Source organism: Psychroflexus sp. MBR-150 (assembly GCF_053628795.1).
The window spans coordinates 1-13287 of the sequence record NZ_JBRJHB010000014.1 but is presented as its reverse complement, the minus strand read 5'-3'; the positions used below and the strand labels follow the sequence as shown (position 1 = coordinate 13287).

The window sequence follows — 13287 nt, the reverse complement described above, 5'->3', positions numbered from 1 at the left end:
AAATAAAATTTATTCGGCTTTGTAAGATTTAAAAGACCCATTTTTATAAAAAATGACTATGCGTTCTATATCGTCGGATGTTTTATCTTCTTCATTTTTATTTGCCTGTAAGGTTTCGCTTTTTGTATCAACGACAGAATCAAAATGAGATAGAGAAGTAGGAGCATTTGTTGCTTTTTCTTTTTTAGGAAAACTGCCTTTTCCATTTAATAACCAATACAGTTCTACTTCGGGAAAAGTTTTTACAACACGCATTACAAAATCTAAACTCGGTTTATTTCTTCCAGACAATAGATGAGAAATTGAAGCACGACCAACATCAATTTTTTCAGCAAATGCAGAAGCGTTTAAGCCGTAATGTTCAAATATTATTTGGAGGCGTTTTGAAAAGTCTTCACTGTTTACCATTGTAAATTATTTTGCAATCCTTTATTGAATTACAAATGTAAATAAATTATTTTGATTGATGACAACTAAAAATAGGAGTTATAAAATATTAAATTAACACTTGATTTAAAATAATATAAAATGCTGATATTTAAATTTATAAGTTACATAAATAACTTAAATGGAATCATTCCTTAATCCGATTCTATCAAATGTTTACAAGAATAAAAAACAACATAAAATTGTTTACTAATGTTTAATTTTAAGAGTTTACATTTGTAAAATTATAAAAGTTTACATTTGTAAAATGGAAATATGTTTTAATTATAAAGAAATTGAAAACACATATTCTAAGTTTGAATGTTCAGACTTTAGAGATCGATATATTCCATTTGAATTATTTGAGAAGTATCTAAAAAAAAATATAGCTAACACATTTAGCACAGATATTATAGGATATTCTGAACAACATAAACCAATATACAGAATAGATGTCGGTCAGGGTTCTCAAAAAGTATTAATTTGGTCACAAATGCATGGCAATGAAAGCACCACGACCAAAGCACTTTTAGATTTTTTGAACTATGTACAGCTGAATCGCTCTCATTTTAATGTTCAAAGTCTGTTAAACTGCTGTCAATTAAGAATTGTACCGATGTTAAACCCCGATGGTGCTTCTTTATATACGCGAAAAAATGCAAATGATGTTGATTTAAATCGTGATGCTTCAAACAAAACCCAAAAAGAAACCAAGTCTTTTTTTAAAGCCTTAAATGAATTCAAACCAGATTTTTGTTTTAATATGCACGATCAACGGACTATATTTAGTGCAGGTAAGAAAGAATATCCAGCAACCTTATCGTTTTTGTCGCCTTCGTATGATGAGCAATTAAATGTTAATTATGCTCGTAGAATCGGGATGAAGCTTATTGTTGCCGCTTATGAGGTTTTAATGCAAACTATACCTGATCAGATTGGTAGGTATGATGATACTCATAATATAAATTGCTTTGGCGATTATATTCAACATATGAATATTCCAACAGTTTTGTTTGAAGCGGGTCATTTTGTCAATGATTACCAAAGGAATGAAACTCGAAAATACGTGCTTTTAAGTTATCTTAAAATGTTAGAAGTCGTAGCAAACAACAATATCCATAGCTATATTGATGAAAAGTATTTTCAAATTCCTTTAAATCAAAAATTATATTACGATTGCATCATTAAAAACGTTAAAAACTCTAATTCAAATTTTATAGGAATTCAATTTACAGAACACCTAAAAAATAAGAAAGTTATATTCCAGCCTTATGTTACGAGCCTTGAGGATTTATCTTTATGCTATGCACATAAATATCTTAATGCAGAACATAGTAATGTTTTTATAAACGATTCTAATGAACTGAAAACCAACTTACTCATAAAAAAATTAAATATCAATCAAAAACTTGTGAACTTATAATTTTATTTTTTTTAAAGTTACGAAAACCTTATAGTATTTCATAAAAAACATAAAAAACACTTGCTAATATTGATAAATATTGAAAAAAAAGCATTATTTTTGTTTTTTTAATTTATTAAAACCATATGATATGCCAAAAATGAAATTAGACGAAACTGATCATCAGATTTTAGCAATGTTAATTGAAAACACCAGAACGCCATTTACGGATATTGCTAAAAAACTACTTATTTCAGCAGGAACAGTACATGTTCGAGTTAAGAAAATGGAAGATGCTGGAATAATTACAGGGTCTAGTTTAATCGTAGATTACAAGAAATTAGGTTATACATTTATTGCTTATTTGGGTATATTTTTGAAAAAAACTTCTCAAACTCAATTTGTTATCAATAGAATTTCTGAAATTCCAAATGTTACTGTAGCAAATATAACTACGGGCAAATACAATATTTTCTGCAAATTGAGAGCTAAAAACACTGATCACGCCAAAAGTATCATTTTCAAGATAGATGATATTGAAGGGGTTCAACGAACCGAAACCATGATTTCATTAGAAGAAAGCATCAATGATAAAAAACGTTTGATACATTCTATTTTTGAAGAATTGTAAATCAAACAATCTGTTTTTTTTTTTTTTAAAGCTACTGTTTGAAGTGGCTTTTTTTTATAGTTCCATCAATCGATTATATTCTCGGAGTTCTTGTAGATTAATTTTGTTATTTGAATTTTTAATCAAATCCATAAAATACACAAAACTTTCAACACCTGTAATTAACTGCACATCTTCCTCTTCGCCTTCAAGAGGTTCATCTGTTGGGATAGGAATGATAAAGTTTTCATTCTCTTCAATATGTTCATAAGCTAAACGAAGTGCCTTTGCAACTACGGGAAGCTTTTCTTTGACAGCATAGGCTCTTAAGTCTTTTAATTCTTCTACAATAGATATAGAAACCGAATCATTTTGTTGTACTTCGCTGACAATGTGTTCTATTTTTTGTTGTGCTTTTTTGTTTTTCAAAATATCATATTTAAAGGCACAAAAATAAATTATTTATGAGATTATTGGCCTTAAAAACGTTTTTTAATGCTTTTTAACCTTTTAAATTTTAGTTAACTTTTATTTCTGCTTATTTTTGCAAACCTTTTAAACTAAAATAACACCTCTTTATGTTGACAAAAACAGCTGATAAAACCCTTTATGACTATCAAGAGAAAGATCTTGAAAAAATATTTGACCATATCGAGAATGAAAAAAACGATTTTAATTTATTGTATCAGTTACCTACAGGTGGAGGAAAAACTGTTGTTTTTTCAGAAATTGTAAGACGCTATATTAATAAAACAGGTAAAAAAGTGATTGTGCTTACTCATAGAATAGAGTTGTGTAAGCAAACTTCAAAAATGCTTAAAGAATTTGGCGTTCACAACAAGATCATTAACTCCCAAGTTAAAGAACTCAGCGATGACAATGACTATATGTGTTTCGTCGCTATGGTAGAAACGCTTAATAACCGCCTTAATGATGAAAAAGTAACTTTAAAAAATATTGGATTAACCATAATTGACGAAGCACATTATAATTCATTTACCAAACTTTTTAAGTTTTTTGAAAAAACCTTTTTACTCGGAGTAACAGCTACACCGTTAAGCTCGAACATAAAATTACCCATGTACAAAAACTACGACAAACTTTTGGTGGGTGAGTCTATTCCTTCTCTGATCAAGCAGGGTTTTTTAGCTAAAGCAAAAACTTATACATACAACGTTGGCTTAAGTCAACTTCAAGTTGGTATTAATGGTGATTATACAGTAAAATCTTCAGAAGATTTGTACACCAATATGAATATGCAAACCAAACTCTTGCAAGCTTATGAAGAAAAATGCAAAGGCAAAAAAACGTTGATTTTCAATAATGGTATCAACACCTCTTGGTACGTTTATCACACTTTTAAAGAAGCAGGATACGAAATTAAGCACTTAGACAATACACATAATAAAAAAGAACGAAAAGCTATTCTTAAGTGGTTTAGGGAAAAACCCGACGCTATTTTAACTTCTGTAAGTATTTTGACAACAGGCTTTGATGAACCTACAGTAGAAAACATTATTTTAAATCGTGCAACAAAATCTTTGACTTTATATTTTCAAATGATAGGTCGTGGCTCGCGTAAGTTACCAAATAAAGATACGTTTAATGTGATTGATTTAGGAAATAATTTTGCACGTTTTGGTCCTTGGGATGCCAAAGTAGATTGGCAAATGATTTTTAAAAATCCTGATTATTTCTTAGAAAATGTAGTTTCTGACGAAGAAATTGAAAGCCAGTTTGTTTATGAAATGCCCGAAGAAGTTCGAGAAAAATTCAAAAACACTGAAGATATAAGTTTTGATATTAAAAAACGCTATGACGAAACGGTAAACAACGGTGAAAAATCAAAATTAGTTCTTGAAGAATCTATAGCTCAACACGCACAAATGTGTGCAGAAAATTCTGAAGATGTATTTGATGCTCGTATTTTAGCCAGAGAGCTTAAAGAAGATATTCAAGACCGTATCAAGCAATATTCTAGATGTATAATTAGAAATACAAAAAACTACAGAGATTGGCTTTATGAAGATTATACAAGAAAATTACGATCAAAAATAAATGAGATTTTTATGGACTAATTAAAGTACACCAAAAATTAAGAGTCCATAAATTAAAAACCGTAAAAAACGCAATAAACCAAACACCAAAAAACTTCCAAAAGGAAACTTTATAATGCCAGCTGCAATACTTGAAATGGCAAAAGGCAAGGGGAGAAGTGCACCAGCTATAATCAACAATCCACCCCATTTTCTCATGTTTTTGATATGTTTAGCCATTTTGACTTCCAAATAGACAAAAACTTTTGGAATATTTGCAATACCACGACCAAAAAAATAAGATAAAACACCACCGAGATACGATAGAGTTGCTAGAATACTCAAGAAAAACCAAGGATATTCATTTTTACCACTCCAAGCAATAAAAATTTCAGGCGGAATTAAGCCTAAAATAGATTCAGATGCAAAAAACACTCCAAATACTCCTACGGGGTGAAAGTTTTCTGTAATATACAACAGGATATCATTGACATCTATCACAAAAAAATGTATGCAGAGTAGTATCACTACAAATACTATAACAGGTGGTGTAGCTTTAAGTAAACTTCTTCCTATAAAATTATAAAACCCCGTATAAGTATAATACTGATGCAGTAATTTCCAACGTGGTTTTTTTTGATGTTTTTTTGGAGTGTTTTCCATTAAAAATAATTAAAATTACAAATGTAGTTTTTCAAAAAATATCTCATTAACTTATAAGATAAATAATTATTGTTTATATCTTATAATTCTGTTTTAATTTTTGGTATATATTTTATTCGCTGAGCATTCAAAATACAAAGTAAAACAAAAATGGATAAGCTGATCATAATAATTTTTATGCTTAATCCCATATCGATCATTTGACCGATAAGCAATGGACCAAGAGCTGTGCTGAGCACCATAAACATTGTGAATAAACTTCTAATGGTTCCTAATTTTTTAACTCCGTAAATTTCAGCCAAAACCGACGTTTTTATGGTGCCTGACATCCCAACGGTAATTCCCATCAAAATCAAAAAGACAAGTGCACCAACAATAGAATTGATATAAGCAAAAGCCAGCAAACCTAATATAATTGGTATCAAATAAAACCTAAACAAAGTTTTAGCCGTAAATCGGTCAACCCAAAGCCCACCAAAAAGCGAAAACAACAATCGCGTTATGGCATAAACCGTAAAAAATGAAGCATACAAGGCAACATTCCATCCCTTTTGTTCTACAAAAACGTATTGATAAAAAACCACTGCAGTTGTCGTAAAACTCAATACAAAACTCGTAGGCATCAAAATTAAAAAACGCTTGTCTTTTACAATATCAAAAAAATCTTTGAACAGAGTTTTGGAACTCGGTTTAAATTTATTGAGTTGTTGATCAAAATGACTTAAATCTGTAAATTTCAAACGAATTAGATACAGCAATAATAAAACACCACTGCCAATCATTGCGATACGCCAATTAAAATACGCAATGGTACTGACTATGATAATTGGCAAAATGGCTTCACCAACCGAAAAACCCAATGTAGAAAAACTAATAGCTTTGCCACGGTCTTTATCATAATATTTGGATAAAATCGTAAAACTGATATGGCTTAACATACCTTGACCGCTTAATCTTAAGCCTATTAACGCTAAAAATACAAAAGCCAAGTGATAAGAAAATCCCATCAAAATACAGCACAATGCCAAAGCCAAAATGGTAAAAAAACTGACTTTCTTAACAGGTATATGATCAACCGTATGACCTATACTGAGCATAATTAATGACGAAGCCACCGTGCAAATAGCGTAAATTGCACCAAAAGTTCCTTCTGTAATCTCAAAAGTTTTTGTGATGTGAATAACATAAAGTGAAATTAAATACGTCTGTCCAAAACTTGACAAAAACGTCAATAACCACCCAAAACTCAAAGGTTTTAAATTATAGCGAATAAATTTCAAAAACTGAATCATGCCTATTTTCCAAGATGCAAAAATAGGGTTTTAAACCGCGTTGAGACGTTAAGTTTTAATTAAATCTAAGTCTTTACCGCTTGGAAGTTCAAAGGCTTCAAGCTCAAAATAAGGGATAGATGCCAGCAGATGATCAAAAATATCGGCAATGATATATTCGTAGTTTTTCCAAATTTTATCCACACTAAAACAATAAATTTCTAATGGCACGCCTTGAGCGGTTGGTGCCAGTTGTCGAGTCATAATGGTCATATCATCACTCACAGCAGAATTTTGGTGCAAATATTCATCAATATATTTTCTAAATACACCAAAATTGGTTTGGTTCCTGCCGTTAATAGTCAAGCTTTTATCTATGTTATTAGATTTGTTGTAGTCATCAATATCAGCTTGTCGATGTTCTATATAATCACTAATAAGCTGAATACCTTTAAGCTTTTGAAATAAATCTTCATCAACAAATTTTATGCTGTTGGCTTTGATGATAATAGCCCGTTTTATTCTTCTACCGCCAGATTCACTCATTCCACGCCAGTTTTTAAACGAATCTGATATCAAGTAATAGGTTGGAATAGTGGTGATGGTTTTATCAAAATTTCTCACTTTCACAGAAGCCAAATTGATTTCAAACACATCGCCATCGGCACCGTATTTTTCCATCGTGATCCAATCGCCTATTCTTACCGTGTCATTAGCTGCTACTTGAATACTGGCTACAAAACCGAGAATAGTATCTTTAAATACCAATAAAATGACTGCTGAAACCGTTCCTAAACCAATTAAAAACTTCATCAATGGTTTACCAGTAACAATTGAAAAAATAATGATAATCCCAATAATCCAAAGCAAAATCATAAAGACTTGAATGTAGCTTTCTATAGGTTTATCTTTAAAATTGTCAAGTGTTTTGAGATAATCTTTTATGGTTTTTAAGAAGCTTCTTATGGTCCAAATCGTAAACACAACTAAAAATATTTGAACAATCTTGCTTACCACATTTTCAAAAACAGGAAAATCTATATATAATTCGTCTGTAAAAGCAGATATAATGTAAAAAACAAGAAGATTTGATAGGTTGACAAAAGTTTTATTTTGAACCAACAAATCATCAAAATGGGTTTTAGATTTTTTGGCAAATCTATTGACCAAATTTAAACCAACGCCTCTCAAAATTCTATATAATAAATACGATAGAATGACAAGGATGATAGTATTTACTAAAGCATTTAAAATCAGTAGGTATGTATCATTAAAATCTGTATTAGATTTTATTATATCATAAACAAAATGAATAGGCGTTTGCGGTTTCATATGAAAGACATTTTGAATTCAAATATAAATTAATAAAATCGTTATTCAATATTTTATTATGCTTAAGAATTTACTAAGTTTAAAAATCATTCTGTTTTTAATTGTTGTATTTCTGGTAGCATTTCTCATTTTTAAAGATTTTATTTTAGGAAATGAACAAGAAGAATACCACTATAAATTAACCAGAATTTATGCCATCATCATTAATTCATCATCCTAACAATAAAGATTTTTACATACTCGACGGCTGGCATATGAGATTACTCATTTTAGATTCTACATTAAAACCTAAAACCATTTGCAACCTCAATGATGCAGAATTACCACAAGCAGAAGGTTTAGCATTTTTATAAAGACAAACACTTTATATCAACAGAATCCAATCAAGGCGTTACACCACATATTTATGAGATTGAACTTAATCAATAGCTTGGTTTTATCAGTTTTACAATTGCGTTTTGGTTTAAGTTAATAAATCAAAAAAAATTAATTTTCATTTACTTGTTCAAGTATATAAAAAATTAATTTCTTACTAATCCATACATTTTTATTAGTTAATTCGAAAAGTATAGGTTTTATTTCCTCAATAATCCCATTTTTTTTGGCTTTAATTAAAACACCAATGGTTCCAGTTACTTTTAATTTTGAATGCATAGCGTGATATCTACCAAGTTTTTCATCGATAATAATCAAATTTGCGTCCAATTCTGTTGCAAGTATTATTGTTTCAGCTTCACCAGCGTCTAAATCAAGAAAAAAAATTAAGTGCTGTTTTATCCTTTATATCAACAATTTCTATCCAATCGATTTTGGATAAATCTTGATAGTATGCTTTATCTTTTCAGCTTCAATCTCTTGATATACAGCATTTGGTATAATCACTTTAGTATATAATTGTTTTAAAATATCTAAAAGTGATAATTTTAGTAGTGAAATTATAGGCGTTGTATTTGAAACAACTTTATGCATTTGAAATATCATCTCTTAAATTGTCATAGTCATATTGACTAAAAAGAGAAACTTTATATTTTGATAATAATTCAATAAAATCTATTCTGCTTATTCCTAATACATTGGCGGCTGTACCAGACGATATTTTCCCCAACCCAAATAGTTTTACCAAAGAACTGATTTTTATTTCATTCTCAAAATCTTTATCACTCAATTTTAAAGAATGGGCTAAAGATTTAGGATATTCTATTTTTATCATACCATCCATAACTCTTTTTAAACAAAAATACTAAATTTGAATTATTAACATAGCGGTAATATATAGTAATATTTCTTATAATAGCCACATGGAAAAAACAGACTTTAGAAAACTTACAAGTTCAGAACGTTACCAGTTTAGAAAACGTGCAGTAACTTTAGTAAAATCAGGAAAAAAACAAAAAGAGGTCGCTTCATTATTTGGAGTCAGACCAGCAACAGTTAGCAGTTGGATGAAATCTTATAAGCTTGACGGCAATAAAGCTTTAAAGGAAAATACCAGAGGTGTTAAATCCGAAGACAAAAAATTGCTTTCTACGGCTCAAGAAAAAGAGATACAAAAGATGATAATAGATGTTATGCCAGATCAATTGAAATTAGACTATGCTTTATGGACAAGAAAAGCCGTTAAAGAACTTGTTGAAAGAGAATTTGGGGTTGTTTTAGCTGTCAATACAATGGGAGATTACTTGAGGTCATGGAGATTCACGCCCCAAAAACCAAAGAAACGAGCCTATGAACAATGTCATAAGAAAGTTCAAAAGTGGATAGATGAGGAATATCCTGCAATTAAAGAACGAGCAAAGAAAGAATCTGCTGAAATTCAATGGGGAGACGAAACTGGTGTAAGGAACTCAAATCAGCACGGTCGTTCGTACGCACCTAAAGGTAAAACCCCAGTTAAAAAACACAAAGCTCAGTGCTTTTCAGTCAATATGTTTTCAACTGTAACAAATCAAGGTCAAGTCAGGTTTATGCTATATACAGGAAGTATGAACGCTGATAGGTGCATTGAATTCATGTCAAAACTCATTGAAAATAAAGAACAAAAGGTGTTTTTGATTTTAGATAATCTAAGGGTGTATCATAGTAAAATTGTAAAACAATGGGCGGAGGAGAATAAAGAAAAGATAGAACTCTTTTACTTACCTTCTTATTCTCCAGAGAAAAATCCTGATGAATATTTAAACTGTGATTTAAAATATGGCTTGTCTGAAAAACCTGCTCCTAAAAATCAGAAACAACTACAAGATAATATAGAAAACCATATGAATATGCTATCTCAAAATAGTGAAAGAGTAAAGAAGTATTTTCATCATTATGACATCAAATATGCTGCATAAAAAATTACGGTATATAGCCGTCAGGTTAATAATGGAATATTTTTTAGAAATTGAGACATAAAATTCGAAATCAAGTAGAATTTGTGTTTTACTAAAACCCTTAATTCCCTTAACTTACTTCTTAATGGTTTTCCTAAAAAATAAAGTATAGATAATTTTAAGCAACCTTAGCGAAACAATTGCGAACCAAGAGATTAAAATAACACGCAACACAAAGAAGGTTAAACCTTTTTTAAATCAAGGTTGAGTTAAAACATAAATTTTACTTTTGGGATAACAAAAAACACAAAAATTATGAAAGGAAAAGTAGCATTTATAACAGGTGGTTCAAAAGGAATTGGTTACGGCATAGCCGAAAGTCTTGCACAAGAAGGCGTTCACAGTGTGTTAACCAGTAGAAGCCAAGCCAATGCAGACCAAGCTGCCAAAGAAATTTCTTCAAAATACAACGTCAAATGTCTTGGCATAGAAGCCGATGTTCGCGATTACAAAGCCGTAAAATCTGCAGTTGACCAAGCTGAAAACGACTTTGGGCAAATTGATTACGTCATCGCCAACGCAGGCTTGGGTCGTTTTGGAAGCATTGAAGAACTCACAGTAGAGCAGTGGCAAGAGGTGATTGATACCAACCTAAGCGGCGTGTTTTACACCATAAAATCTTCCGTCGAAGCCCTCAAAAAGACCAAAGGCTATTTTATCAGCATTTCCAGTTTAGCAGGCGAAAACTTTTTTGCAGGCGGTGCAGCTTACAACGCTAGCAAATTTGGTGTTACTGGATTTACACAAGCCGTAATGCTCGATTTAAGACAAGAAGGTATCAAGGTCACAACCATAATGCCAGGTTCGGTTTCAACCCATTTCAATGGCAATCAACCAGACGACAGCGACGCCTGGAAAATACAAACCGAAGATTTGGGCGAAATTGTTGTTGACCTTTTCAAGCTCAATCCCAGAACTTTACCCAGCAAAATTGAAGTCAGACCTACACAACCGCCAAAAAAATAAAAATATATTTTAACAATTTTGACCATGTCTTGACAACGCTTTGCGTTCGAATTTAGTTAACCAATGTTTCTTTTATAACACTCTTGCAATTCGCTATTTCAGCTTTCGTTAATCGGTCAAATTTTCTTAGAATACGAGTTTTGTCAATTGTTCGAATTTGGTCAATCGCAATCATTCCGTTTTTTCTTTTCTGACTAACGTAAAATTATATCACTATAAATCAGTTATTTATATTTTATTCAACATTTCAATTTTCAATCCAAATTCACTCATTTTTCGTTAGCCGAGGGACTAAAGTTTCTATGAGTCTATGAGGGATTCTGACTAACGTAAAATTATATTACTATAAATCAGTTGTTTATATTTTATTCAACATTTCAATTTTCAATCCAAATTTACTCAATTTTACGTTAGCCGAGGGACTAAAGTTTCTATGAGTCTATGAGGGATTACTGGCAACGGTCTTGTATATGGCTCGTAGCGTGCAAATTAGAAAATTATTTTCGGATTGAGCTCAAGCCAGATTTTTAAATTTTACTATTTATCTTTTTTATTGGAAATCGTCAAATTTAAAAATTTGGCGACTTTCCAAATATACCTTAACTTTGATTTAGCAACTAACTAGCTATGAGATATATACGTTGTTAGCAAAAGTTATTTACACACTAATTTTTTCTTTTGTTCAAGATAAAATGTTCCAAAACCAAAAAAACCAAAAATAAGGTTTAGGATTGATAAGGTTTGATCGTAGCTATTTATCCAAAGTAAATTTATTATCGAAAACAAAATATATAATAAGAACGGAAAAAATAAAAAATCCTTTTTCACTATAAAATTTTTATTTACTGGATAAAGAAAAACACCTAAAAAAGTAAGACTTAAAGTTATTAGATAAAATGAAAAATTATCAAGTGCCAAAAACAATAAGCTAACAAATACGGTCATTAAACCAATTAAAAATAATGTAAAAATTATCTTTTTCATAATAATAATAATAAAATTAAAGGATGCTGTTGTACAACAGCATCCTTAATTAAACAATTACTCTTCGCAATCTTCATTTACAGCTATCGACACAACTGCACCTTGAACAATAGACCAAAGTGGACCACCGAACAAACCTGTTGCAGCACCTACCGCATCAGCTGCAATTACTCCAGAACTGCAAGATATTTTCATTCCCGAAGAACGATTACTCCATAGCTCATTTGATGCAATCAAAACTTCTTTATATGTATTTAAAAGTTCTATTTCATCTTTACTTTCCGTATTGTAGGATTGAATTGAACTTAATTTATTTTGAATAGTACTATCGTCCAACGTTTGATTTTTTATAAATTCAGAGAATTTGACTGAAACATTTTTATCTTTTGTAATCTTTGAAAAAGCCTTATCTATAATTTGCTCTAAACGTCTTTGATTAATTGAAGTATCATTATAGGCATCTCTCAAGAAATTATATTCTTCTGAAATTTCAAATTCTGTCATTAAACTCGGATAATGTTCAGACATTAAATCAATAACAGACTGCTCGATTTCTTTGACGGTTTTTTTATCACCATTGCCATTATTGAGATATAAATTGACAGCAATGTTGTGATACTCTCCAATCTGTTTAGCATCCAAATTTTTATTCAAGGATTGTTTAAACTCTAATTCTGATTTATCGATTGTAGAAGTCTCTGATAAATCATCTTTACTACAAGAGATTAAGGAAGTGAAGAATAAAAATAAAATAAAGTTTAAAATTGAAAATTTAAAAGTTTTCATAACAAAAAAATTTAAGTTAATAATTAAAAAAATATTTTATGATTTTTGGATATAGTGGCTGGTCAGACCTAATTTAACCTATTGAATATTTAAACAGAATTAGCAACTGAAATGCCAAAACAATACTATGTGTCAAAATGGCAGAATGAAGTTTTTTTCTAATTTTTGCTAACGTTCTCGCATATCGCTTCGTTGCGGGAAAATTAGTAATTATTTTTCAATTTTATAATTTAACTTCCAGAAAATCCAAAAACCCTGATTTCAGACAAAACGCCGCAATGAGCGATATGCAATGTTGGCAAAAGTAGTGTGTCCTGCGTTACTTGGGGATACAAGATAGTGATTAAGTTCATTGAAAACAAGTAACATAACTGTAATTGAGATGAGAGTCTCATTGGTATTTAGAAACGACCCTGGCATTTGTTTCAGGTGGATTCAC

General features: G+C 30.5%; 16 protein-coding genes. 6 read left to right on the top strand and 10 right to left on the bottom strand.

Annotated features, from left to right (window positions below):
- Positions 1–9 precede the first annotated feature (9 nt).
- Positions 10–408: a helix-turn-helix transcriptional regulator gene (locus tag ACSSV5_RS08725; RefSeq protein WP_454245566.1), complete on the bottom strand. Its 399-nt coding sequence runs from the start codon at positions 406–408 to the stop codon at positions 10–12.
- A 286-nt stretch (positions 409–694) separates the two neighbouring features.
- Here ACSSV5_RS08725 and ACSSV5_RS08720 point away from each other — a divergent pair, with 286 nt between their 5' ends.
- Both ACSSV5_RS08720 and ACSSV5_RS08715 read left to right on the top strand, forming a co-directional pair.
- Positions 695–1849: a M14 family zinc carboxypeptidase gene (locus tag ACSSV5_RS08720; RefSeq protein ID WP_454245565.1), complete on the top strand. Its 1155-nt coding sequence runs from the start codon at positions 695–697 to the stop codon at positions 1847–1849.
- Positions 1850–1979: 130 nt separating this feature from the next.
- Positions 1980–2459: an Lrp/AsnC family transcriptional regulator gene (locus ACSSV5_RS08715; RefSeq protein WP_454245564.1), complete on the top strand. Its 480-nt coding sequence runs from the start codon at positions 1980–1982 to the stop codon at positions 2457–2459.
- Positions 2460–2513: 54 nt separating this feature from the next.
- On the opposite strand, the gene ACSSV5_RS08710 is transcribed toward ACSSV5_RS08715, so the two are convergent.
- Complete coding sequence (locus ACSSV5_RS08710) at positions 2514–2867, bottom strand: hypothetical protein (protein ID WP_211066295.1); 354 nt, start codon at positions 2865–2867, stop codon at positions 2514–2516.
- Between the two features lie 149 nt (positions 2868–3016).
- Here ACSSV5_RS08710 and ACSSV5_RS08705 point away from each other — a divergent pair, with 149 nt between their 5' ends.
- Entirely contained in the window at positions 3017–4516 is a 1500-nt protein-coding gene (locus tag ACSSV5_RS08705; protein ID WP_211066296.1) for a DEAD/DEAH box helicase, read from the top strand.
- On the opposite strand, the gene ACSSV5_RS08700 is transcribed toward ACSSV5_RS08705, so the two are convergent.
- The 3 genes from ACSSV5_RS08700 to ACSSV5_RS08690 form a co-directional block, all read right to left on the bottom strand.
- Complete coding sequence (locus ACSSV5_RS08700; RefSeq protein ID WP_211066297.1) at positions 4517–5137, bottom strand: YqaA family protein; 621 nt, start codon at positions 5135–5137, stop codon at positions 4517–4519. It lies immediately after the preceding gene.
- 80 nt (positions 5138–5217) lie between these two features.
- Positions 5218–6429 (bottom strand): MFS transporter, encoded by a 1212-nt coding sequence (locus ACSSV5_RS08695; RefSeq protein WP_211066298.1) that lies wholly within the window; start codon positions 6427–6429, stop codon positions 5218–5220.
- A gap of 48 nt (positions 6430–6477) precedes the next feature.
- The gene (locus ACSSV5_RS08690) at positions 6478–7740 is read right to left on the bottom strand and encodes a mechanosensitive ion channel family protein (RefSeq protein ID WP_454245563.1); all 1263 of its coding nucleotides are present in this window, start codon (positions 7738–7740) and stop codon (positions 6478–6480) included.
- A gap of 191 nt (positions 7741–7931) precedes the next feature.
- Between ACSSV5_RS08690 and ACSSV5_RS08685 the strand changes: the two genes are divergently transcribed.
- The gene (locus ACSSV5_RS08685; RefSeq protein ID WP_454245562.1) at positions 7932–8093 is read left to right on the top strand and encodes a hypothetical protein; all 162 of its coding nucleotides are present in this window, start codon (positions 7932–7934) and stop codon (positions 8091–8093) included.
- A gap of 133 nt (positions 8094–8226) precedes the next feature.
- Here ACSSV5_RS08685 and ACSSV5_RS08680 read toward each other — a convergent pair whose 3' ends face one another.
- Positions 8227–8433, bottom strand: a complete 207-nt coding sequence (locus tag ACSSV5_RS08680; protein ID WP_211066301.1) for a DUF3368 domain-containing protein — start codon at positions 8431–8433, stop codon at positions 8227–8229.
- Between the two features lie 268 nt (positions 8434–8701).
- On the bottom strand, positions 8702–8959 hold the full coding sequence (locus ACSSV5_RS08675; protein ID WP_454245561.1) for a UPF0175 family protein: 258 nt from the start codon (positions 8957–8959) through the stop codon (positions 8702–8704).
- A 79-nt stretch (positions 8960–9038) separates the two neighbouring features.
- On the opposite strand from ACSSV5_RS08675, the gene ACSSV5_RS08670 reads away from it, so the two are divergent.
- Both ACSSV5_RS08670 and ACSSV5_RS08665 read left to right on the top strand, forming a co-directional pair.
- Entirely contained in the window at positions 9039–10073 is a 1035-nt protein-coding gene (locus ACSSV5_RS08670; RefSeq protein ID WP_454245560.1) for an IS630 family transposase, read from the top strand.
- A gap of 294 nt (positions 10074–10367) precedes the next feature.
- Positions 10368–11078, top strand: a complete 711-nt coding sequence (locus ACSSV5_RS08665; protein WP_454245559.1) for an SDR family oxidoreductase — start codon at positions 10368–10370, stop codon at positions 11076–11078.
- A gap of 52 nt (positions 11079–11130) precedes the next feature.
- Here the strand turns inward: ACSSV5_RS08665 and ACSSV5_RS08660 are convergent, their stop codons facing one another.
- The 3 genes from ACSSV5_RS08660 to ACSSV5_RS08650 form a co-directional block, all read right to left on the bottom strand.
- Positions 11131–11253: a type II toxin-antitoxin system PemK/MazF family toxin gene (locus ACSSV5_RS08660; RefSeq protein WP_211066305.1), complete on the bottom strand. Its 123-nt coding sequence runs from the start codon at positions 11251–11253 to the stop codon at positions 11131–11133.
- Positions 11254–11732: 479 nt separating this feature from the next.
- Complete coding sequence (locus ACSSV5_RS08655; RefSeq protein ID WP_211066306.1) at positions 11733–12062, bottom strand: hypothetical protein; 330 nt, start codon at positions 12060–12062, stop codon at positions 11733–11735.
- Between the two features lie 57 nt (positions 12063–12119).
- Positions 12120–12848 carry a hypothetical protein gene (locus ACSSV5_RS08650; protein WP_454245558.1) on the bottom strand — a complete coding sequence of 243 codons (729 nt, stop codon included), beginning with the start codon at positions 12846–12848 and terminating at the stop codon, positions 12120–12122.
- Between the last annotated feature and the right edge of the window lie 439 nt (positions 12849–13287).

Excerpts from the sequence above, each read along its gene's own strand:
- ACSSV5_RS08705 (WP_211066296.1), top strand. The coding sequence starts at position 3,017 with ATGTTGACAAAAACAGCTGATAAAACCCTTTATGACTATCAAGAGAAA.
- ACSSV5_RS08720 (WP_454245565.1), top strand. The coding sequence starts at position 695 with ATGGAAATATGTTTTAATTATAAAGAAATTGAAAACACATATTCTAAG.
- ACSSV5_RS08715 (WP_454245564.1), top strand. The coding sequence starts at position 1,980 with ATGCCAAAAATGAAATTAGACGAAACTGATCATCAGATTTTAGCAATG.
- ACSSV5_RS08660 (WP_211066305.1), bottom strand. The coding sequence starts at position 11,253 with ATGATTGCGATTGACCAAATTCGAACAATTGACAAAACTCGTATTCTA.
- ACSSV5_RS08725 (WP_454245566.1), bottom strand. The coding sequence starts at position 408 with ATGGTAAACAGTGAAGACTTTTCAAAACGCCTCCAAATAATATTTGAA.
- ACSSV5_RS08665 (WP_454245559.1), top strand. The coding sequence starts at position 10,368 with ATGAAAGGAAAAGTAGCATTTATAACAGGTGGTTCAAAAGGAATTGGT.
- ACSSV5_RS08690 (WP_454245563.1), bottom strand. The coding sequence starts at position 7,740 with ATGAAACCGCAAACGCCTATTCATTTTGTTTATGATATAATAAAATCT.
- ACSSV5_RS08670 (WP_454245560.1), top strand. The coding sequence starts at position 9,039 with ATGGAAAAAACAGACTTTAGAAAACTTACAAGTTCAGAACGTTACCAG.
- ACSSV5_RS08675 (WP_454245561.1), bottom strand. The coding sequence starts at position 8,959 with ATGGATGGTATGATAAAAATAGAATATCCTAAATCTTTAGCCCATTCT.
- ACSSV5_RS08650 (WP_454245558.1), bottom strand. The coding sequence starts at position 12,848 with ATGAAAACTTTTAAATTTTCAATTTTAAACTTTATTTTATTTTTATTC.
- ACSSV5_RS08685 (WP_454245562.1), top strand. The coding sequence starts at position 7,932 with ATGCCATCATCATTAATTCATCATCCTAACAATAAAGATTTTTACATA.
- ACSSV5_RS08655 (WP_211066306.1), bottom strand. The coding sequence starts at position 12,062 with ATGAAAAAGATAATTTTTACATTATTTTTAATTGGTTTAATGACCGTA.
- ACSSV5_RS08695 (WP_211066298.1), bottom strand. The coding sequence starts at position 6,429 with ATGATTCAGTTTTTGAAATTTATTCGCTATAATTTAAAACCTTTGAGT.
- ACSSV5_RS08700 (WP_211066297.1), bottom strand. The coding sequence starts at position 5,137 with ATGGAAAACACTCCAAAAAAACATCAAAAAAAACCACGTTGGAAATTA.